This is a genomic window from Micromonospora sp. RL09-050-HVF-A (genome assembly GCF_019374995.1).
Classification (GTDB): domain Bacteria; phylum Actinomycetota; class Actinomycetes; order Mycobacteriales; family Micromonosporaceae; genus Micromonospora; species Micromonospora antibiotica.
On record NZ_JAGKQP010000002.1, the window covers coordinates 5629919 to 5649832 of the forward strand.

Annotated in this window: 20 protein-coding genes and 1 pseudogene; 17 read left to right on the forward strand and 4 right to left on the reverse strand. The window is 71.2% G+C overall.

All coding sequences use genetic code 11. The features are described 5' to 3' along the window. Nucleotides 1–415 precede the first annotated feature (415 nt). From J7462_RS25050 to J7462_RS25060, 3 genes are read left to right on the forward strand one after another with little or no spacing between them, the layout of a single operon-like run. Nucleotides 416–1183, forward strand: coding sequence for a helix-turn-helix transcriptional regulator (locus tag J7462_RS25050; protein ID WP_308291020.1), 768 nt, complete (start codon nt 416–418; stop codon nt 1181–1183). Continuing rightward, nucleotides 1174–1356, forward strand: a complete 183-nt coding sequence (locus J7462_RS25055) for a DUF397 domain-containing protein (protein WP_219467357.1) — start codon at nt 1174–1176, stop codon at nt 1354–1356. Before J7462_RS25050 ends, J7462_RS25055 begins: the two co-directional genes overlap by 10 nt. 11 nt (nt 1357–1367) lie before the next feature. Then, the gene (locus J7462_RS25060; RefSeq protein WP_219467360.1) at nt 1368–1547 is read left to right on the forward strand and encodes a DUF397 domain-containing protein; all 180 of its coding nucleotides are present in this window, start codon (nt 1368–1370) and stop codon (nt 1545–1547) included. Between the two features lie 30 nt (nt 1548–1577). On the opposite strand, the gene J7462_RS25065 is transcribed toward J7462_RS25060, so the two are convergent. Beyond that, complete coding sequence (locus J7462_RS25065; protein ID WP_219467362.1) at nt 1578–2090, reverse strand: Lrp/AsnC family transcriptional regulator; 513 nt, start codon at nt 2088–2090, stop codon at nt 1578–1580. A gap of 207 nt (nt 2091–2297) precedes the next feature. Between J7462_RS25065 and J7462_RS25070 the strand changes: the two genes are divergently transcribed. The 9 genes and pseudogenes from J7462_RS25070 to J7462_RS25110 all read left to right on the forward strand — a co-directional run bounded on the left by J7462_RS25070 (nt 2298) and on the right by J7462_RS25110 (nt 9164). Continuing rightward, nucleotides 2298–3482 carry a spermidine/putrescine ABC transporter substrate-binding protein gene (locus tag J7462_RS25070; protein ID WP_219467364.1) on the forward strand — a complete coding sequence of 395 codons (1185 nt, stop codon included), beginning with the start codon at nt 2298–2300 and terminating at the stop codon, nt 3480–3482. Between the two features lie 5 nt (nt 3483–3487). Further along, a complete protein-coding gene (locus J7462_RS25075) occupies nt 3488–4639 on the forward strand; it encodes an ABC transporter ATP-binding protein (RefSeq protein ID WP_219470692.1) in 1152 nt (383 codons plus the stop codon). Between the two features lie 5 nt (nt 4640–4644). After that, nucleotides 4645–5547 (forward strand): ABC transporter permease, encoded by a 903-nt coding sequence (locus tag J7462_RS25080; RefSeq protein ID WP_219470694.1) that lies wholly within the window; start codon nt 4645–4647, stop codon nt 5545–5547. 174 nt (nt 5548–5721) lie between these two features. Then, nucleotides 5722–6654 carry an ABC transporter permease gene (locus J7462_RS25085; RefSeq protein WP_308291021.1) on the forward strand — a complete coding sequence of 311 codons (933 nt, stop codon included), beginning with the start codon at nt 5722–5724 and terminating at the stop codon, nt 6652–6654. Further along, entirely contained in the window at nt 6651–6854 is a 204-nt protein-coding gene (locus J7462_RS25090; protein ID WP_219470902.1) for a hypothetical protein, read from the forward strand. The genes J7462_RS25085 and J7462_RS25090 overlap by 4 nt, the downstream gene beginning before the upstream one ends. After that, nucleotides 6854–8056, forward strand: a complete 1203-nt coding sequence (locus J7462_RS25095) for a saccharopine dehydrogenase family protein (protein WP_219467367.1) — start codon at nt 6854–6856, stop codon at nt 8054–8056. The genes J7462_RS25090 and J7462_RS25095 overlap by 1 nt, the downstream gene beginning before the upstream one ends. Beyond that, a pseudogene (locus tag J7462_RS25100) lies at nt 8053–8178 on the forward strand (agmatinase); the annotation flags it as partial. The gene J7462_RS25095 and the pseudogene J7462_RS25100, both read left to right, overlap by 4 nt. 23 nt (nt 8179–8201) lie before the next feature. Next, entirely contained in the window at nt 8202–8330 is a 129-nt protein-coding gene (locus J7462_RS25105; protein WP_255597893.1) for a hypothetical protein, read from the forward strand. Nucleotides 8331–8435: 105 nt separating this feature from the next. After that, on the forward strand, nt 8436–9164 hold the full coding sequence (locus tag J7462_RS25110) for a hypothetical protein (RefSeq protein WP_255597894.1): 729 nt from the start codon (nt 8436–8438) through the stop codon (nt 9162–9164). 13 nt (nt 9165–9177) lie between these two features. Here J7462_RS25110 and gabT read toward each other — a convergent pair whose 3' ends face one another. Then, nucleotides 9178–10449 (reverse strand): 4-aminobutyrate--2-oxoglutarate transaminase, encoded by a 1272-nt coding sequence (gene gabT, locus J7462_RS25115; RefSeq protein ID WP_219467374.1) that lies wholly within the window; start codon nt 10447–10449, stop codon nt 9178–9180. Nucleotides 10450–10454: 5 nt separating this feature from the next. Beyond that, nucleotides 10455–11891, reverse strand: a complete 1437-nt coding sequence (locus tag J7462_RS25120; protein WP_219467378.1) for a gamma-aminobutyraldehyde dehydrogenase — start codon at nt 11889–11891, stop codon at nt 10455–10457. Nucleotides 11892–12034: 143 nt separating this feature from the next. Between J7462_RS25120 and J7462_RS25125 the strand changes: the two genes are divergently transcribed. After that, nucleotides 12035–13474 (forward strand): aldehyde dehydrogenase family protein, encoded by a 1440-nt coding sequence (locus J7462_RS25125; RefSeq protein WP_219467380.1) that lies wholly within the window; start codon nt 12035–12037, stop codon nt 13472–13474. Between the two features lie 16 nt (nt 13475–13490). Here the strand turns inward: J7462_RS25125 and J7462_RS25130 are convergent, their stop codons facing one another. Then, on the reverse strand, nt 13491–14714 hold the full coding sequence (locus tag J7462_RS25130) for an SUKH-3 domain-containing protein (protein WP_219467383.1): 1224 nt from the start codon (nt 14712–14714) through the stop codon (nt 13491–13493). A gap of 74 nt (nt 14715–14788) precedes the next feature. Here J7462_RS25130 and J7462_RS25135 point away from each other — a divergent pair, with 74 nt between their 5' ends. From J7462_RS25135 to J7462_RS25150, 4 genes are read left to right on the forward strand one after another with little or no spacing between them, the layout of a single operon-like run. Further along, entirely contained in the window at nt 14789–15220 is a 432-nt protein-coding gene (locus J7462_RS25135; protein ID WP_308291022.1) for a YbaB/EbfC family nucleoid-associated protein, read from the forward strand. Beyond that, nucleotides 15213–15557, forward strand: coding sequence for a hypothetical protein (locus J7462_RS25140; RefSeq protein ID WP_219467389.1), 345 nt, complete (start codon nt 15213–15215; stop codon nt 15555–15557). The genes J7462_RS25135 and J7462_RS25140 overlap by 8 nt, the downstream gene beginning before the upstream one ends. Before the next feature lie 15 nt (nt 15558–15572). Further along, nucleotides 15573–19601 carry a toxin glutamine deamidase domain-containing protein gene (locus J7462_RS25145; RefSeq protein ID WP_219467392.1) on the forward strand — a complete coding sequence of 1343 codons (4029 nt, stop codon included), beginning with the start codon at nt 15573–15575 and terminating at the stop codon, nt 19599–19601. Then, nucleotides 19573–19863 (forward strand): hypothetical protein, encoded by a 291-nt coding sequence (locus tag J7462_RS25150; protein ID WP_219467394.1) that lies wholly within the window; start codon nt 19573–19575, stop codon nt 19861–19863. The genes J7462_RS25145 and J7462_RS25150 overlap by 29 nt, the downstream gene beginning before the upstream one ends. Nucleotides 19864–19914: the final 51 nt, after the last annotated feature.

Genomic DNA, 19914 nt, shown 5'->3' on the forward strand with positions numbered 1-19914 from the left:
CTGTCGGCCCCGCGCCGGCCCGCCTCGGTGGGGCGAGTCGCATGATCGACCCAATTGCGGCCAGCTTGCGGTATCCGGGCACGGGGGAGACCGCTATATCGGCTCCCGAGAGTGGATCAAGGATGTCGACGGGCAGCGGGCCGGGCCTCCGGGAGGCGGGACACCCCTGTTTCGGCCCGGGGGTGGGGATCCCTGGGGGAGCCGACCGGAGTGGACCGGAGTGGCCCGGAGTGGCCCGGAGTGGCCCGGGGCTGGGTGTTTCCAGGTGCACTTCCGGGGCGTTTCGCGGACCTTCCGGGGCATCTTGCGGACCCTGTGAGAGGTCTCGCGCCGACACGCCGTTGACCTGCGGACATCGACACACACTGTCGTTATGGTGCGCCGGAGCGTGCCGGTCGGGCGGAAGGGGCTGCCGGTGAACGAGGTGCTTCGGGTGGCGATGGCGGAGCGCGGGGAGACGGTCGAGTCACTGGCGCATCAGGTCGGGGTGGATCCGAAGACGGCGGGGCGGTGGCTCAGCTCGGGGCGGGTGCCCCATCCGCGTACCCGGGTGGCGGTGGCCGGCGTCCTCGGCCGGGAGCCGGCCGAACTCTGGCCCGAGCCCTACCGTCGCCGCGACCTGCCCTGGTTCCGCCCGTGGGCAGAACTGGAACAGGACCCCACCTCGATCCGGTCGTACCAGTCATTGCTCGTGCCGGGCCTGCTCCAGACCGAGGAGTACGCCCGAGCGGTGCTGGGGACCGGCGGTCTACTCCCGCCCGACGAAGTCGGGCAACTGGTGAACGGACGTTTGGAGCGACAGGTTCTGCTCGACCGCGACCCTTCAGCCCAGTTGGTCTTCGTCATCGACGAGGTGGTGCTCCACCGGATGGTCGGCGATCGCATGACTATGGCCCACCAGGTTGGTCACCTGGTGGCTGTCGCCGAGCGGGAATACGTGCAGGTGCGGGTGATCCCGCTCGGTGGACCCTGGCACACCGGTCTGGCCGGGCCGTTCATGCTGGCTCGGCTGCCCGACGGCAGTGAGGTTGCCTATCTGGACAATCAGCTCCGTGGTGAGCTGGTGACCGAGAGCGCTGACGTTGCTAGCCTGGGCAGGAGATGGGAGAGCGTGGCCGGCGAGGCGCTGCCTGCTCGTCGATCGCACGAGCTGATCCGGGAAGCGGTGGAGAGATGGACGTGATCGAGCCCCGCTGGCGTACCGCCAGCCGCAGCAGCAACAACGGCGGTGACTGTGTCGAGGTGGCCGACAACCTGCCCGGCCGGGTGCTGGTGCGGGACAGCAAGGACCGGACGGGCGGCACGTTGAGCTTCATCCCAGACGCCTGGCGTGCCTTCGTCGCCGCCCAGAAGTGAGTGGTGGAGAGATGGACCTGATGGAGCCGTGCTGGCGTACCGCCACTCGGAGCAGCAGTAACGGCGGTGACTGTGTCGAGGTGGCCGACAACTTGCCGGGTCGGGTGCTGGTGCGGGACAGCAAGGACCGGACGGGCGGCACGTTGAGCTTCACTCCCGACGCCTGGCGTGCGTTCGTCGCCTCCCGCTGAGCCCCGGGGAGCAGGCCACGGTGGGTGGGCTCAGGCCGTACCCCAGGTGTAGGTCTGTTTGCGGAGCTTGAGATAGACGAACGCCTCGGTGGCGAGCACCCCGGGCACCGACCGCAGCCGTTGCAGGATCTCCAGCAGGTGGGCGTCGTTGCGGCAGACCACCTCGGCGAGCAGGTCAAACGAGCCAGCGGTGATCACCACGTAGTCGATCTCGTCGAACTCGGCCAGCCGGTCGGCGACGGCCTCCAGATCGCCGTCGGTGCGCAGGCCGATCATGGCCTGCCGGGGGAAGCCGAGCTGGAGCGGGTCGGTCACCGCGACGATCTGCATCACCCCGGCGTCGAGCAGCCGCTGCACCCGCTGGCGGACCGCCGCCTCGGAGAGCCCCACCGCCTTGCCGATGGTCGCGTACGGCCGGCGGCCGTCCTGCTGTAGCTGCTCGATGATCTGTTTCGCCACGTCGTCCAACAGCGCGTGGCTGGCACCTTCGCGCACCGTGACGCGTCGCCCCCCGCTGCCGTTCTCGTGCTGTCGGATCGTCATCGACCGCTCCCCATGTCCGTTCCCCCAGCTGAGCCTAGTGCCATCGCGCGGTTTGGCGTAATTCGTCGTCAGAGGCTATTGCGGCAACGGAATCCCTTGTGAGGCTGGTTACCTCATGCCAGGATCAGTCGTCTCAGGCACCCGACCCCTCCCGCCGGCGCCGCACCCCGTCCCCGCCGCCGTCGGACGACCCCTAGGAGTCGTCACATGCGTATTCCCCTGCGGCCCCTCACCCGGCGTGGACTGCTCACCGGCACCCTCGGATCGGCCGCCCTGCTCGCTGCGGGCGGCAGCCTCGCCGGTTGCGGCACCAAGGCCGCTACCCAGACCGAGGCGGGCTGCAAGAGCGACGACCTGTCGGCCACGGAGAAGACCCTCGCCTTCTCCAACTGGCCGCAGTACATGGACGTGGACGACAAGGACGCCGCGAAGCGGCCCAGCCTCGACGCGTTCGTCGCCGCCAGCGGCATCACGGTGACCTACACCGAGGACATCAACGACAACAACGAGTTCTTCGGCAAGGTGCAGAACCAGTTGGCCGGCTGTCAGAGCACCGGGCGGGACATCATCGTCCTGACCGACTGGATGGCCGCCCGGATGATCCGGCTCGGCTGGATCCAGAAGCTCGACCCGGCCAAGGTGCCGAACGTGGCGGCCAATCTGCTGCCGTCGCTGCGCGGGCGCTCCTTCGACCCGGAGGACCGGGTCGCGATCCCGTGGCAGTCCGGCCTCGCCGGGCTGGCCTACAACGGCAGCGTCACCGGGGAGATCCGCACCGTCGACGAGCTGCTCACCCGGCCCGATCTCAAGGGCAAGGTGACCGCCCTGTCGGAGATGCGGGACACCATGGGTCTGCTGCTCTCCTCCAACGGGCACGACCCGTCGAAGTTCACCGCCGCGCAGTTCGACGACGCGCTCAACAAGCTGCGCAAGGCCGTCGAATCCAAGCAGATCCGTCGCTTCACCGGCAACGACTACGCCCCCGACCTGGCCAAGGGGGACATCGCCGCGTGTGTCGGCTGGTCCGGGGACGTGATCCAACTGGCCGGCGACAACCCCAAGATCAAGTTCGTCGCGCCGGACTCGGGGGTGATGCTGTTCAGCGACAACATGCTGGTGCCCAACGAGGCCACCCACCGGGGCAACGCCGAAGCGCTGATCGACTACTACTACCAGCCGGCGGTCGCCGCGAAGCTCGCCGCGTTCGTCAACTACATCTGCCCGGTCAAGGGCGCCCAGGCCGAGATGGAGAAGATCGACCCGGAGTTGGCCGCCAACCCGCTGATCTTCCCGGACGACACCCTGCTGGCGAAGTCGAAGGTCTTCATGGCCCTCGACGAAAAACAGGAAAAGGAATACGAGTCGAAGTTCCAGCAGGTCATCGGGGCGTGAGCGGAATGGCGAACGAGGCACCCGCCGGTGACCTGCGGCTGGCCCACCTGAGCAAGCGGTTCGGCGTCTTCACCGCCGTCGACGACCTCAGCCTGACCGTCCCGCAGGGCTCCTTCTTCGCCCTGCTCGGGGCGTCCGGCTGCGGCAAGACGACCACCCTGCGGATGATCGCCGGGCTGGAGGAGCCCACCAGCGGGCAGGTGCTCCTCGGCGGCCGGGACATCGCCCGGCTGCGGCCGTACCAGCGGCCGGTCAACACCGTCTTCCAGAGCTACGCGCTCTTTCCGCACCTGGACATCGCCGAGAACGTCGCCTTCGGGTTGCGGCGGCGGGGCATCCGCAAGGTCGGCGACCAGGTCCGCCGGATGCTGGCCCTGGTCCAGCTCGACGGCTACGAGCGGCGTCGCCCCGCGCAGCTCTCCGGCGGCCAGCAGCAACGGGTCGCACTGGCCCGCGCTTTGATCAACCACCCGCAGGTGCTGCTGCTCGACGAGCCGCTCGGCGCGCTCGACCTGAAGCTGCGCCGGCAGATGCAGATCGAGCTGAAACGCATCCAGACCGAGGTCGGCATCACCTTCGTGCACGTCACCCACGACCAGGAGGAGGCCATGACGATGGCCGACACGGTCGCGGTGATGAACGCCGGCCGGATCGAGCAGCTCGGCGCACCCGCCGAACTCTATGAATACCCGGCGACCGCGTTCGTGGCGAACTTCCTCGGCCAGTCCAACCTGCTCGCCGCCGACGCCGCCGGCCCGGCCGGGTCCGAGGTGCCCGTCACCGCGCACGGCGCGCGCTTCTCGGTGCCCGTCGACCGCGCCCGCACCGACCAGGGCCCGGTCTACCTGGGGGTACGTCCCGAGAAGCTGCACCTGGTCGAGACCGTCGACCAGGTGCCCACCGGCCACCAACAGGTCGAAGGGGTGATCACCGACGCGTCGTACGTGGGGGTGAGCACCCAGTACCTGGTGCGCACCGGGTGGGGCAGCGAACTGTCCGCGTTCACCGCGAACAGCGGCGTCGGCCGGCAGTACCCGGTCGGCGCGACCGTGGTGGCGCACTGGGACCCCCGGCACGCCTTCCTGCTGCCCCGCGAGCCGGGGCAGGACGACCGCACCACCCCGCTGCTCGACGAGCCCGTCGGGGCACCGTCGTGACCGCACTGGCCCAGTTGGGCGGCGGGACACCGGCGACCGGGGCACCGCCACCGGCCCGGCCCGGCCGGCACCGGCTGCTGCCGTACCTGCTGCTGCTGCCGGGGGCGGCCTGGCTGCTGGTCTTCTTCGTCGTGCCGCTGCTGCAGTTGGCTGCCGCCAGCCTCTACGACCCGACCGGTTCGCTGTCCACCGGGTACGCGCTGACCTGGGCGTTCGGCAACTATCCGGAGGCGGTGCAGGCGTACTGGCCGCAGTTCGCCAGGTCGTTCGGCTATGCCGGGGCGGCGCTGGTGCTGGCCCTGCTGCTGGGCTACCCGCTGGCGTACGCGATCGCGCAGAAGGCCGGCCGGTGGAAGAACCTGCTGCTGGTCTGCGTGGTCGCCCCGATGTTCACCAGCTTTCTGGTGCGCACCCTGGCCTGGAAGACCATCCTGTCGGACAACGGCGTGCTGGTCGGGCTGCTGCGCGACGTGCACCTGCTCGGCCCCGACGGGCGACTGCTCGCCACCCCGGTCGCGGTGGTGCTCGGGTTGACGTACAACTTCCTGCCGTTCCTGGTCCTGCCGTTGTACGCGAGCCTGGAGCGGCTCGACTACCGGCTGCTGGAAGCGGCCAGCGACCTGTACGCCGGCCCGCTGCACGCCTTCCGCACGGTCACCCTGCCGCTGTCGATGCCCGGCCTGATCGCCGGCACCCTGCTCTTCTTCATCCCGGCCACCGGCGACTACATCAACGCCGAACTGCTCGGCACCCCCAACGAGTACATGATCGGCAACGTCATCGACTCGGCGTTCCTGGTCCGGCTGGACTACCCGCAGGGTGCCGCCCTGTCGTTCCTGCTGATGGCGGCGATCCTCGCGGTCGTCTTCGTCTACCTGCGCCGCGCCGGCACGGAGGATGTCCTGTGAGCGCGAGGAGTGCAGCGCAGCGGAGCCCCGCAGTCGCGAGCGGAAGGGTGGCCCTGGTGAGCGCGAGGAGTGCAGCGCAGCGGAGCCCCGCAGTCGCGAGCGGAAGGTCGGTCCGGTGAGCGCGAGGAGTGCAGCGCAGCGGAGCCCCGCAGTCGCGAGCGGAGGTGGATTCCGGTGAGGGTGTCGCGGTGGTTGGCCGACCGGTGGGTGATGATCGTCGCGCTGCTGGTGCTCGGCTACCTGTTCCTGCCGATCGCCGTGGTCGCCGGCCTCTCCCTCAACCGCCCGTCCAGCCGGCTGTCGTACGACTTCAACGAGTTCACCCTGGACAACTGGCGGCAGCCCTGCGCCACCCCCGAGATGTGCGACGCGGTCGTCCGCAGCGTGCAGATCGGGTTCCTCGCCACCGTCGGGTCCACGGTGATCGGCACGCTGATGGCGTTCGCCCTGGTGCGGCACCGGTTCCGGGGGCGCGGCGGGATCAACCTGCTGATCTTCCTGCCGATGGCGACGCCGGAGCTGGTGCTCGGCACCTCGCTGCTCGCGCTGTTCGTCTCCGCCGGGGTGCCGCAGGGTTTCTGGACCGTCGTCATCGCGCACGTGATGTTCTGCGTGTCGTTCGTGGTGGTGACGGTCAAGGCCCGGCTCGCCGGGATGGACCGGCGGCTGGAGGAGGCCGCGATGGACCTCTACGCCAGCGAGTGGCAGACGTTCCGGCGGATCACCCTGCCGTTGGTGCTGCCCGGCATCGTCGCCGCCGCCCTGCTCGCCTTCTCGCTCAGCTTCGACGACTTCATCGTGACGAACTTCAACGCCGGCACCACCGTCACCTTCCCGATGTACGTCTGGGGTGCCGCCCAGCGGGGCATCCCCCCACAGGTCAACGTGATCGGCACGGCGATGTTCGGCATCGCCCTGCTGCTCGTCGGGCTGAGCATGCTGCGCGGTCGACGGTCCCGACGGGCCGCGCTCCCGGTCGCTCACGCGCCCGGCCGACGGGCGGCAGGCTCGGCGCTCCCGGTCGCCGACGTGACCGGCCGACGGGCGGCAGGCTCGGCGCTCCCGGTCGCCGACGTGACCGGCCGACGGGCGGCAGACCCGTCGTGATCCTTCCGCATACCGACCGGGCGTTCGCCGAGGTGACGCCCGGCCGGTATGCGCACCACCGCCCCGATTCTCCCCGTCCGGCCGCCGACATCCACCTCACCCGCTGGTCGCCGGCCCGCGCCGACGCGTACGCGCACGACGACCGGCACCAGCACTGGCTCCGTACGCCCGATCGTCTTGGTTTGGGGTTCGATTCCTGATGCGTATCCTGCTCGTCGGCGCCGGCGGGGTCGGCTCCGCCGCCGTCGCCATCGCCGCCCGCCGTTCCTTCTTCGCCACCGTCGTCGTCGCCGACTACGACCTGACCCGGGCCGAGCGGGCCGTCGCCGGGTACGGCGACCGGTTCGTCGCCGTACGGCTCGACGCCTCCTCGGCGGACGCCGTCGCCGCGCTCTGCCGGGAACACCGGATCACCCACGTGCTCAACGCCGTCGACCCGCGCTTCGTCATGCCGATCTTCGAGGGGGCGTTCGCCGCCGGGGCGGACTACCTGGACATGGCGATGTCACTGTCGCACCCGCACCCGGCGCGGCCCTACACCCAGACCGGGGTGAAGCTCGGTGACGAGCAGTTCGCCGCCGCCGCGACCTGGGCGGACGCCGGTCGGCTGGCGCTGTGCGGCATCGGCATCGAACCGGGCCTGTCCGACGTGTTCGCCCGGTACGCCGCCGACGAGCTGTTCACCGACATCGACGAGATCGGCATCCGCGACGGCGCGAACCTCACCGTCGACGGCTACGACTTCGCCCCCTCGTTCTCCATCTGGACCACCATCGAGGAATGCCTCAACCCGCCGGTGATCTGGGAGAAGGACCGGGGCTGGTACACCACCGAACCGTTCAGCGAACCGGAGGTCTTCGACTTCCCGGCCGGCATCGGCCCGGTCGAATGCGTCAACGTCGAACACGAGGAGGTGCTGCTGATCCCACGCTGGGTCAAGGCCAGGCGGGTCACCTTCAAGTACGGCCTCGGCGACGAGTTCATCGAGGTGCTCAGGGCCCTGCACAAGGTCGGTCTCGACTCCACCACCCCGGTGTCGGTGCGCGGCATGCAGGTCTCACCCCGCGACGTGGTCGCCGCCAGCCTGCCCGACCCGGCCACCCTCGGCGACCGGATGCGCGGCAAGACCTGCGCCGGCACGTACGTCACCGGCACCGGCGTCGACGGCCGGCCCCGGAAGGTCTACCTCTACCACGTCGTCGACAACGAGTGGTCCATGCGGGAGTACGGCCACCAGGCGGTGGTCTGGCAAACCGCGGTCAACCCGGTGGTGGCGCTGGAACTGCTCGCCACCGGCGGCTGGTCCGGCGTCGGGGTGCTCGGCCCGGAGGCGCTGCCCCCGCGCCCCTTCCTCGACCTGCTCACCGACTACGGCTCCCCCTGGGCGCTGGAGGAACGATGACCCGCTACGGCCCGATGTACGGCCCCGACGTCACCTTCCTCGGGGTGCCACCCTGCACGGTCACCGAGCCGGTGACCTACGCCGACGCCGACGTGGTCATCATCGGGGCGCCCTTCGACGGCTGATGGGGGTCACGCCGGGCCGGGTGAGTCAGATCGAGAACGGTGATCTGGACGTCAACGAGGTGGCGACGCTGAGCAGGTATGCCGCCGCACTCGGCGCACGCCTGCGGATCATCTTCGACTACGGCAACGATCTGCGGCAGATCGCCTGAGCGGAGCCGTCACACTCCGTCGACATCGACGGCACTCTCGCCTGGTGTCCGAAACTTTCCTGACAGTGGAACTGAACGGGGAGCGCTCCCGGGCCGTATCAGCCGATGCAGGCAACGGCGACGACGGGAGACGTGGTGAAGGTGCAGCGCAAGCACGTACTGGCGGCGGGGGTGGCGGTGGTCGCCACGGCGGTGGTGGCGGTGGGGACCGGGTTCGGGTTCGCCGACACCACGTCCGCCCGTCCGAGCCTCTGCTCCGGGTCGGTCACCTTCTCCGCCGAGGGCGGGGACCCCGCCGCGACAAGTGACCGGTTCCCCGTGGGCACACGGTTGCGGGTGACGAACCTGGACAACGGCAAGGTGGCGACGGTGTCGGTGAGTGGGCCGTCGGGCAGTTGTGTGCTGCTCAACGCCGCCGCGATGGACCTCGTCCGGGAGCCCGGCAAGAACGTGATCCGGCGCAACGTGGTCGAGCGGGTCGGCGTCGACGCGCCGGCGGCCCCCGCCCCCGGCGAGACCCGGCCCGGTGCCGCCCAGCCGCCGGCCTCCCAGCGGCCGACGACGCCACCGGCGACCGGCGTGGCTGCCGGGCGCAGCGCGTGCAGTGGCCCGGTCACCTTCTCCGCCGAGGCCGGCGCAGCCGCCGCGACGAGCGACCGGTTTCCGGTGGGCACACGGTTGCGGGTGACGAATCTGGACAACGGCAAGGTGGCGACGGTGTCGGTGAGTGGGCCGTCGGGCAGTTGTGTGCTGCTCAACGCCGCCGCGATGGAGCTGCTCCGGGAGCCGGGCAAGAACGTGATCCGGCGCAACCTGGTGGAGCTGGTGCGCTGACGGCCGTGGACGGTCAGCCGAAGGCGGCGTCCAGGATGTCCAACCCACGGGCCAACTCGCCGTCGGAGATCACCAGCGGCGGCAGGAACCGCAGCACGTTGCCGTAGGTGCCGCAGGTCAGGGTGAGCAGGCCGGCAGCGTGACAGGCCGCCGAGACGGCACTGGCGGCGGCCGGGTCGGGAACCAGGGTGCCCGGCCGGACCAGCTCCACCGCCAGCATCGCGCCCCGCCCGCGTACCTCGGCGATCCGGGGGTCGCGGGCGGCGACGGCGCGCAACCGGTCGGCGAGCACCGACCCGATCCGCCGGGCGGCGGCGGCCAGGTCCAGCTCCCGCATCGTCTCGATGCTGGCCAGGGCCGCCGCGCAGGCGATCGGGTTGCCGCCGTAGGTGCCGCCGAGGCCGCCGACGTGCACCGCGTCCATCAGCTCCGCCCGGCCGGTCACCGCCGCCAACGGCAACCCGCCGGCGATGCCCTTGGCCAGGGTGACCAGGTCCGGCACCACGCCCTCGTGGTCGCAGGCGAACCAGTCGCCGGTACGGCAGAAGCCGGTCTGGATCTCGTCGGCGACGAACACCACCCCGGCCGCCGTCGCCCACTCCCGCAGCGCCGGCAGGAAACCCGTCGCCGGTACGACGAAACCGCCCTCCCCCTGGATCGGCTCGATCAGCAGCGCGGCCACGTTCTCCGCCCCGACCTGCTTGTCCACCAACTCGATCGCCCGCGCCGCCGCCTGCGCCCCGGACAACCCGCCGTCGCGCAGCGGGTACGACATCGGCACCCGGTGGATCTCCCCGGCGAACGGCCCGAACCGGTGCTTGTACGGCATGTTCTTCGCGGTCAACGCCATGGTCAGGTTGGTCCGGCCGTGGTAGGCGTGCTCGAAGACCACCACCGCCTGCCGTCCGGTGGCGTGCCGGGCGATCTTCACCGCGTTCTCCACCGCCTCGGCACCCGAGTTGAACAGCGCCGACCGCTTCTCGAAGGTGCCCGGGGTCAACGCGTTGAGCTGCTCGCAGACCGCCACATACGACTCGTACGGCGCGACCATGAAGCAGGTGTGGGTGAACCGTTCGACCTGGGCGCGTACCGCCTCCACGACGCGTGGGGCCGAGTTGCCGACGCTGGTGACCGCGATGCCGGCGGCGAAGTCGATCCACTCCCGCCCCTCGACGTCGACGACCGTGCCGCCGCTGGCGGTGTCCACGTACGAGTCGATGACGCTGCCGACCCCCCGGGCCACGGCGGCACCCCGCCGCCGGTGCAGCTCCGCGCTGGAAACCATGGGGATCAGCCCTCGATGTGGTGCATGACGTGCTTGATCCGGGTGTAGTCCTCCAGGCTGTAGACCGACAGGTCCTTGCCGTGCCCGGAGTGCTTGAAGCCGCCGTGCGGCATCTCCGACACGAACGGGATGTGGGTGTTCACCCAGACACAGCCGAAGTCGAGCCGGCGGGTCATCCGCATCGCCCGGCCGTGGTCACGGGTCCAGACCGAGGCGGACAGGCCGTAGTCGACGCCGTTGGCCCAGCGCACCGCCTCGTCCTCGTCGGTGAACCGCTGCACGGTGATGACCGGGCCGAACACCTCCTGCTGGATGATCTCGTCGGCCTGGCGTACCCCGGAGACCACGGTGGGGGAGTAGAAGTAGCCGCGCCCGCCCACCCGCGCGCCACCGGTGTGCAGGTCGGCATGATCGGGGAGCCGGTCGACGAAGCCGCTGACCCGGGCGAGCTGGTTGGCGTTGTTCAGCGGGCCGTAGAGCACGTCGGCGTCGTCCGGGGCACCGGTGCGCGTGTTGCGGGCCTGCTCGGTGAGGGCCGCCACGAAGTCGTCGTGCACACCGGGACCGGCCAGCACCCGGGTCGCCGCGGTGCAGTCCTGGCCGGCGTTGAAGTAGCCGCCCGTCGCGATCGCCTCGGCCGCCGCCGCCACGTCCGCGTCGTCGAAGACCACCACCGGGGCCTTGCCGCCCAGCTCCAGGTGGGTCCGCTTGAGGTCCGGCGCGGCGGCCGACGCGACCTCCATGCCCGCCCGGGTCGAGCCGGTGATCGACACCAGCTGCGGCGTCGGATGCGCCACCAGGGTACGACCGGTGTCCCGGTCGCCGCAGACCACGTTGAACACCCCCGGCGGGAAGAACTCGGCGGCGATCTCGGCCAGCAGCAGCGTCGACACCGGCGTGGTGTCCGACGGTTTCAACACCACCGTGTTGCCGGCCGCCAACGCCGGGGCGATCTTCCACACCGCCATCATCAGCGGGTAGTTCCACGGGGTGACCTGCGCACAGACCCCGATCGGCTCCCGCCGCACGTACGATGTGTGCCCGGCCAGGTACTCCCCGGCCGAGCGGCCCTCCAACATGCGGGCCGCCCCGGCGAAGAACCGGAACTGGTCCACCGCCGGCGGCAACTCCTCCTCGGCGGTGAGCTGCCGCGGCTTGCCGGTGTTGCGCACCTCCGCGTCGACCAGCTCGGCGGCCCGCGACTCCACCGCGTCGGCGAGCTTCAGCATCGCCCGCTGCCGCTCGGCCGGGGTGGTCTCCCGCCAGGTCTCGAAGGCGGTGGCGGCGGCCCGCATCGCCGCGTCCACGTCCGCCGCGCCGGAGACGGGAGCCTGGGCGAAGACGTCACCGGTGCAGGGGTCGATCAGATCGGCGTGACCGCCGTCCACCGGGTCGACGTACGCGCCGTCGACGAAGTTGCGCAACTGCTGCTGGTCGCTCATGGTGAGGTCTCTCCAGGGGTGGCTGGGAGTCGGAGTCAGCGGAGGTAATCGCAATCTGACTGCCATCTTGGCTACCGAATTCGCGGCAGACAAGGGCTTGAGCGACTGTTTCCGTGCGGCTGCGTGTCGTCTACGCTGCCGACGTGGAGCCGAGAGCGTTCTGGGTCGCCGGTCGTGCCGTCCACGGCGACGACGAGTTGACCGTCACCCACCCGTACGACGGCCGGGCGGTGGGGCGTACCAGCTGGGCCACGCCCGACCAGGTCGAAACCGCCGTCGCCGCGGCGGCCAGGGTGGCGACGGAGGCCGCGGCCCTGCCCGCACACGTCCGGGCGGCGGCCCTCGACCACGTCTCCCGGGAACTCGCCGCGCGGGCGGCCGAGGTGGCCGACCTGATCACCGCCGAGAACGGCAAGCCCGTCACCTGGGCGCGAGCCGAGGTGGGCCGGGCGGTGTCGACGTTCCGCTGGGCGGCCGAGGAGGCCCGACGGTTCTCCGGCGAGATGCAGCGCCTCGACACCGACCCCACCGCGACCGGCCGGATCGCCCTGGTCAGGCGGGTGCCCCGGGGGCCGGTGCTGGGCATCACCCCGTTCAACTTCCCGCTCAACCTCGTGGCGCACAAGGTCGCCCCGGCCCTCGCGGTCGGTGCGCCGATCATCGTGAAGCCCGCCCCGGCGACACCGCTGTCCGCGCTGCTGCTCGGCGAGATCCTCGCCGGCGCCGACCTGCCGGCCGGGATGTTCTCGGTGCTGCCGTTGCCCAACGACCGCACCGCCGACCTGGTCGACGACCCCCGGCTGCCGGTGGTGTCGTTCACCGGCTCCGGGCCGGTCGGCGCGCAGATCCGCCGTCAGGTGCCGGACAAGCACGTCACCCTGGAACTCGGCGGCAACGCGGCGGCGGTGATCTGCGCCGACTGGTCGTCCGACGCGGACCTGGACTTCGCCGCCCGGCGGATCGCCACCTTCGGCAACTACCAGGCCGGGCAGTCCTGCATCGCCGTGCAGCGGGTCCTCGTGCACGAACACCACCACGACGCCTTCCTGCCCCGGCTGGTCGCCGCCGTGCGGGCACTGCGCACCGGCGACCCCACCGCCGAGTCGACCGACGTCGGGCCGCTGGTCTCCGTCGAGGCCGCCCAACGGGTCGAGGCGTGGGTCGACGAGGCCGTCGCCGCCGGGGCCACCGTCGAGACCGGGGGCCGCCGCGACGGCGCCAGCTATCCACCCACCGTGCTGACCGGGGTGCCGCCGTCGGCCAAGGTCTGCGCCGAAGAGGTCTTCGGGCCGGTGCTGGTGGTGGCGTCGGTCGACAACGACGACGCCGCCTTCGCCGCCGTCAACGACTCGGCGTACGGGCTGCAGGCCGGCGTGTTCACCCACCGGCTCGACGTGGCGTTCACCGCCGCGCGGGTGCTGGAGGTGGGCGGGGTGATCGTCGGCGACGTGCCGTCGTACCGGGCCGACCAGATGCCGTACGGGGGCGTCAAGGGCAGCGGCGTCGGCCGGGAGGGCGTGCGGTCGGCGATGGACGACTACACCGAGCCGAGGGTGCTGGTGCTGACCGGGATGCCGCTGTAACCCCGGCACACCCCTCTCACCAGCTGCCGTCGTCCCGGACCCGGGGCGGGGCGAGACCCAGGAGCAGGGTGGTCAGCGCCGTGTCGACGTCGTCGCCGAGGAACCACTCGCCCGCCTGGTCCAGTGCGAAGACCCGGCCGTGCTCGTCCACCGCCAGGATCGTGTCCGGATGCCCCGCGCCGATCGGGAAGAGCCGTACGCCGAGCACGGCACCGAAGTCCGCCAGGGTGGCGGCGGTGTAGGCGGCGTGCACGGGGTCGATGGAGAACCGCGAGATCCAGACCTGCCGCCCGGGACCGCGCCGACCGGAGGCAAGCCCCGGAAACCTGGTGAGGGCGTTCAGCGCGGACGTGAGATCAGGATGTCGGGGGGAGATCTCCCTCGTTTCCGCGATCGCCTCCTCGGCAAGGCCATCGTCACCGAACCCCGGACGCCAGCCGGCGCTCACCAGCGCGTCGGCCACCTCCGGCGCGAACCGCCCCGGCTCCGGCGCGGCCTGCCTGTCCGGCTGCCACTGCCGGGTGAACGCGAGTTCGGACCAGCCGAGGACCGCGAAGTGCACCAGGAAGTTGAGGCAGGAGTCGCACGGGCGTTCCGCCGGGCCGGCCTGCGGATCACCCGGCTCGCGGGCCAGGAACACGTCCATCCCGGTCGCCAGCAGCAGCGACTCCGCCTCGCGCATGGTCAGCGGGGGCTGGCCGGCGGCGGCGCGGCGGTGGTCGTACTCGTGCAGGACGTCCGACACGACGACCATCTCGGCGTGCCGGTCGCCTCCGCGTACCAGGTGCCCCGGGGGCAGCTCGTCCAGGTAGGCCCGGACCAGTGGGTGGTGCCGCACCGCCACGTCGCCCTTGACGCCGTGACCGAGGTAGGTGCGGCCCTCGACGGTCAGGTGCGCCACGGTGGCGGGCGTCGGCAGCCGACGGATCTCGCGGAGCAGCAGGCTGGCCGGGTCGACGGTGCGCGGGGCGGGGGTGCCGGTGGGGCGGCTGCGGCGGTACATCTGCTGCACCACGGCCGCCGGCACCCGGGGCCAGGTGGTGACCTCGCCGGTCTCCTTGTCGACGACGGTGGTGGGCAGGTCGCCGGGGTCCGTGTCGACCGCGCGGTCGACGGTCGACCTGATCACGTAGCCCAGGTCGAACTCGTCCAGGGTGGCCCGGCACTCGTGGCCCAGGCGCTGCGAGTCCCGCCGGGCCCACACGTCGGCGAGTTGCTCGGCCTGTTGGCGATCGATCACGGCCCGAAACTACCGGACCCCACGGAATCGTGGCACCCGGTATGGTTCGCCTGACTGACGGTGACCGGGGGAGGGTGGCCTTGGCCGAGAGGGTGGACCGCGACGCGAACCAGGCGCTCCGGGCGCGGTTCGACGAGGTGTACGGCCAATACCGGCGGTTGCGGTCCGGTGTGGACGAACTGGGGTCCGAACTGGCCGCACTGCGTGTCACGGAGCGGTCGGACGACGGCCAGGTCACCGCCACGGTGGGTGCCCGTGGCGAGCTGATCTCGGTGGAGCTCACCGGCGAGGTCTACCACGACCGCGATCACCACGCGCTCAGTCGCAAGATCACCATGACGGTGCACCGGGCCTGCGCCCGGGCGGCCACGGCCACCCAGGAGTTGGTCGCCGCCCATCTGCCGGCCGGCTCGGGGTCGGTGGAGTTCCTGCGTACGGGCGACTTCGGCGCACTGTTCGGGCGGGCCGACGCGGTGCTCCGGCGGGAGGACGAACGGCATGGGTGAGGGGCAACTCTGGCTCGATCCGGCCCGGGCCCGGTGGGGCGGCACCGACCTGCACCTGGCCGGTGAATCGGTGTCGGCCCGCCGCGTCACCCTCGGTGGGGAGATCACGGCGGCCAGCGCACCCCGCCCATGGGGCCGGGACGACATCGGCGCGGCCTTCGAGAAGAGCTACCGGTCCCACGAGGAGACCCTGCTGCGTGCCTGGGCCGGGCTCGGCCGAGCGTTGCAGGGGCTCGGCACCGACGTGGTCACCTCGGTCGACGCCAACCTACGGACCGACGCGGCCAGCGGCCGGCGCTTCGACCGGGTGGCCGACCCTCGTGACCGTCGGCACTGACCTGCGGGGGAAGCCGTGACCGTGCTGCCGAGCCCGATCCCGCACCCCCTCGACTACAGCCCCTGGGACCTGCCGGGCTGGGCCTACGAGGCGCTCGACTGGGTGGTCGGCGTGGAGTGGCCGGAGGGAAACGAACGCGCCGTCTGGGATCTCGCCGACCAGTGGTACGCCGTGGCGGGCGCGTTGGCCGGCCCTCGTGCCGACGCGATCGCCGCCGCCACCGAGGTACGCGGCGGCTACGGCGGGACCGGCGCGGTCCCGGAGGCGTTCGAGGCGGCCTGGCGACGGCTCGCCGACGGCGACGAGGCTCCATTGTCGGTGCTGCTCGCGGTCAGTACCGACCTGGGTCGCCTGGTCGAGGAGTGCGGCTGCGACATCGAGGCCGCCAAGCTCGAGGTGTGGATCGAACTCGGCATCCTGGTCGTGGAGCTGCTCGCGCTCGCCGTCGCCGCCGCACTCACCGCCGGGGCCGCCTCACCGGCGGCCGGCGCGGCGGTCACCGCCAGTCGGCTGGTAATCCAGCAGATTTTCCGCCGGCTGATGGCGCAACTGGCCAAGAAGGCGCTCCGACAGGGCCTCAAGGAGGCGGGCGAGCGGGCCGCCAAAGAAGTGGCCCGGGACGGGATGCGTGGGCTCGGCAAGCGGGCGGTCAAGGGGGGCCTGTTCGAGGCGGGACAGGAGGGCGGCGTCAACCTCGCGACGCAGGCGTACCAGAACTCCACCGGTCGCCGGCACGGCCTCGACCTCGCCGATCTCGGTGCGTCGGCGCTCGGTGGGCTGGCCGGTGGTGCGGTCGCACCACTGGCCGGGCTGGGGCGGCACGCCACCGGGCGGGGGGCCCGGGTCGGTGAGCACCTGGGCCGGGAGATGACCGGCGAGGTGCTCGCGGAGGGCGCGGCGGGGCTGGCCACCGGCCAGGGAGCGTTGTCGCCGGAGGACGCGGCCCGGGCGGCCGTCTCCGGGGTCGGCGGTTCGGCGACCGCGCAGGCGGACGCCGCGCTGCACGCCCGCCTCGACGGCCGGCTGCACTCGTTGGCCGACGCCACCCAGGTCCCGGCGGCCTTCCCCGTCCCACCGTCGCCGGTGCCGGCCGGTACCGACCAGGCATCCCCGGCCGGCGATGCTCCTGCGCGGCCGGCCGCCGACGCTTCCGTGCCGGGACCGGCGACATCCTTCGGCCCCACCGTCGTGGCCGGTGACGGCTCAGGCGCTGCCGTCGAGACGCCGTCGCCCCGCGATCCGCAGGTGCCGCCCGATCCCAGCCGGGCCGCCGCTGCCGTCGGGCCGGTGGACGGGCCGGCGGGAGCGGGCGCAGTGACGCCCCCGGCCCCACCGGCACCCGAGGTCGACCACGTCACGGGCGCGGCTCCGGCGTCGATCGTGGCCGAGTCGACGCCGTCCAGCCCCACCCTGTCCTCGGTCGCTGCCGATCAGGTGACCTCCCCGCTGACGGCAGGTCGAGCCGCTGAGGTGGCGCCGACGAACGCGGCGGTCACCGCACCACCCGGGCCCGACTCCGGGCAGGGCACCCCGCCCGCGAGCGTGACGACAGCGGGCGGAGCACCGACGGCAACCGCTGCGGCGTCACCTACCGCAGACCCCTCTCCTGGACGCACGACGTCGGCCGCTTCCACAGCCGGCGTTCCGCTGGGGCCGGCACCCGCTGGGTCGGTGGGGCCGGCACCGACGCCGGGGCTCCCGACCCACGGCAGCGCACCGGACACTCCGCAGGCTGCCCGGGAGAGGCCGCCCGGCGTAGCCGACCGCGATGGCCGGCGGCAGGGCGACAGGCGTTTCCCGCTCCTGGAGGCACTGGCCCCCGGGCCCGTGGACCCGCCGGCCACCGACCCGACCCCTCCGACACCAGATCCGGACGACGAGCCACCGCGCCCGAGAACTCCCCGGTGGTACGCCGCGACATGGGCAGCCGAACGGGAGGCGCTTGACCGTCGCCGCTATCAGGGCTACTTCGAGGCACAGCGACACTGGTTCGAGGACCGGCGACGTAGGGATGACGCCGGCTTCCGGCGAGAGGTCGCCCGCGAGCACGAAGCGAGGGCACAGCGTGCTGCTCGCCGGGCGAACCACCTACAGCGCGAAGGCCGTCTCGAACTGGCCAACTGGTATCAGCAGATCGCGAGTACCGAGCAGGCGGACAGCTATCGAGAATTGGATCTGGCCTCGGCGATCATCGACGGCCGGGTCTTTCCCACGGATGTCGTCATCGGAGATCCTGCTGACTTCTCCCGCATCAACGACGACGTGGCCGAGTTGGCCACCGGTGGGGTCGAGACGGGCGACAGGTCGGCGCTCACCGGCGACGACGATCCGCCGCCCATCGACCGCTCCCGCCGGTACGGGCAGTTCGGTGGGTTGCGGCCACCGCTGGCCCTGCACCAGACCGACCTCGAACGGCAGATGCCCCGGCAGCCGGACGGCAGCGTGGTGCGTACCCCTGATCCCCGGCGGGGCGGGTGGTTCGCGCTGGCCAACGACGGTGGCCCGCAGGCCGACCCGACCCGGGGCATCAACTGCCTGGACTGCACCTTGTCCCTGTTCGAGACGTGGGTGCACGGTCGACCCAGGGTGGCCGCGCCCCGTACCTTCGACGGCTACCTGCAAGGCGACATCCGGCGTCCGGTCAACGGTGAGGCCGGCGGACCCGGCCGGGTCGAGGAGGTCACCGGCGGACGGTTCCAGAAGCTGTTCGCCGTCGCCGACGGTGTCCCGCCGGGGCCGGCAGACCTGCGCCAGTCCGTCGAACGGGGCTACCGCAACCTGCACGACCAACTGGTCCTGGGAGGTCACGGCAGTTACGCCTTCCTGATCACCGAGTGGGAGAACGGCGGCTCGCACGCCTGGGTGGCGCTCAACCAGAACGGGACGGTGCTCTATCTCGACCCGCAGGCGGGAACGGTCCACGAGCGCCCCCTCTACGCCCACGCCGGCCGGCGGCACCCCGACAACGTCGTTGGTATCGACGCGCTGATCCTCGGCGGAGACGGCCACCCGATGCCGTTGGCCGGGTTGGCGCGGGGGCGGTTCAGCGCCCTGCCCGACCTGCCCGAGCACCCGCCGGCACCCGACGACGAGCAGGGGTACGGCGACCCGTACCTCAACCGCCTGCACCTGCTCGACGGGCCCGGTGGCTCGGACCGCACGGCGGACGCCCAAGATGACGCGTCGGAAACGAGTGGTCAGGGCGTACAGCCGGCGGACGTGTTCGCCGAACTCTCCGCGCATGAGCGGAGGGTGCTTGACAGGCTTCATGAGCAGGCGGCGGTGGTGGCCGACGATGTGGAGAGCGCGCTCTCCCGGGTAGGCAGGGCACTGGGATCAGATGGTGCGGTCGAACTGCGTGACCAGGAGTTCCGGTTGAAGAGTCCGCTGTCTCTGGCCCGTAAGTTCCTCGACGAGGCACGTGCAGTCGGCGTCTCGGTGGAGGAATTCAGCGGTGAGGTCAACGACGTTCTCAGATTCTGTTTCGTAGTGTCACAGGTAGTGTCTTACGAGCAGGCGGTGCATGGGACCGTGGCGGAGTTGAGTCGTGCCGGATTCACGGTTGACGAGCGCTCCTGTAAGAACTTCTGGCGGTCCGGCAATCGGTTCTACGGCTTCAACTGCACCGTCCGCTCCCCGCAGGGGCAGCTCTTCGAGTTGCAGGTGCACAGCCAAGCTTCCCGCGCCGCGTGGTTGGCGACACACCGCGCGTACGAGGTGCTGCGTCGCACGACCCAGTCGCCGGCACAACGGGTCGAAGCATTCTTGGAGATGTTGTCGATCAACCGTCGCCACGGAATGCCCGCCGAAGTGCCCACCCAGCTTGCGGAGTTCTTCGCTGCGAAGGATGCCACCTTTGCGAAGTGGATACACCTCAACAGGGGCGTCTGGTGGTCCTACATCGAGGCGCTCCGAACTGATGGGCGAGACTTTGCGGGTGTCGCTGCGCAGTTCGGGCTGACGGCGCAGGACTTCCCCGTATCTCCCGAACTGGAACATCACATGGAGCGTCAGAGTGTTGACCTACTACGTTCTGTCCCGTAACGCCCAGACGGCTGAGCCGGCAGGTGTGTTCGTGATCGACCCGGCCCGGGGGCATGCCCTGATGTGGGACCACCGCCGCCGCTCATGGGTGTACAACCCTGGGCTCGTTACCCGATTTCTTGACGACTATCGAAATCTCGACCGTTACCGCGAGGTCGACCGGGCTGCTGCCGATCAGGTCGCGTTGGCAGTGACGGGAGGACAGCTCCTCCCGGACGCCGAAACCATCGAAGGCATTTTCGAGCAGGCGGCAGGCGAGTAGATCCCGCCAAGCCGCACTGCCCGGCGGGTATGGAGCGGTGAGGGTGGATGG

What these genes read in the sequence shown, in the direction of transcription:
- J7462_RS25140 (WP_219467389.1), top strand. Translation starts at nt 15,213, where the DNA reads ATGGGTGAGGGGCAACTCTGGCTCGATCCGGCCCGGGCCCGGTGGGGC.
- J7462_RS25070 (WP_219467364.1), top strand. Translation starts at nt 2,298, where the DNA reads ATGCGTATTCCCCTGCGGCCCCTCACCCGGCGTGGACTGCTCACCGGC.
- J7462_RS25075 (WP_219470692.1), top strand. Translation starts at nt 3,488, where the DNA reads ATGGCGAACGAGGCACCCGCCGGTGACCTGCGGCTGGCCCACCTGAGC.
- J7462_RS25060 (WP_219467360.1), top strand. Translation starts at nt 1,368, where the DNA reads ATGGACCTGATGGAGCCGTGCTGGCGTACCGCCACTCGGAGCAGCAGT.
- J7462_RS25095 (WP_219467367.1), top strand. Translation starts at nt 6,854, where the DNA reads ATGCGTATCCTGCTCGTCGGCGCCGGCGGGGTCGGCTCCGCCGCCGTC.
- J7462_RS25120 (WP_219467378.1), bottom strand. Translation starts at nt 11,891, where the DNA reads ATGAGCGACCAGCAGCAGTTGCGCAACTTCGTCGACGGCGCGTACGTC.
- J7462_RS25055 (WP_219467357.1), top strand. Translation starts at nt 1,174, where the DNA reads ATGGACGTGATCGAGCCCCGCTGGCGTACCGCCAGCCGCAGCAGCAAC.
- J7462_RS25110 (WP_255597894.1), top strand. Translation starts at nt 8,436, where the DNA reads ATGCAGGCAACGGCGACGACGGGAGACGTGGTGAAGGTGCAGCGCAAG.
- gabT (WP_219467374.1), bottom strand. Translation starts at nt 10,449, where the DNA reads ATGGTTTCCAGCGCGGAGCTGCACCGGCGGCGGGGTGCCGCCGTGGCC.
- J7462_RS25065 (WP_219467362.1), bottom strand. Translation starts at nt 2,090, where the DNA reads ATGACGATCCGACAGCACGAGAACGGCAGCGGGGGGCGACGCGTCACG.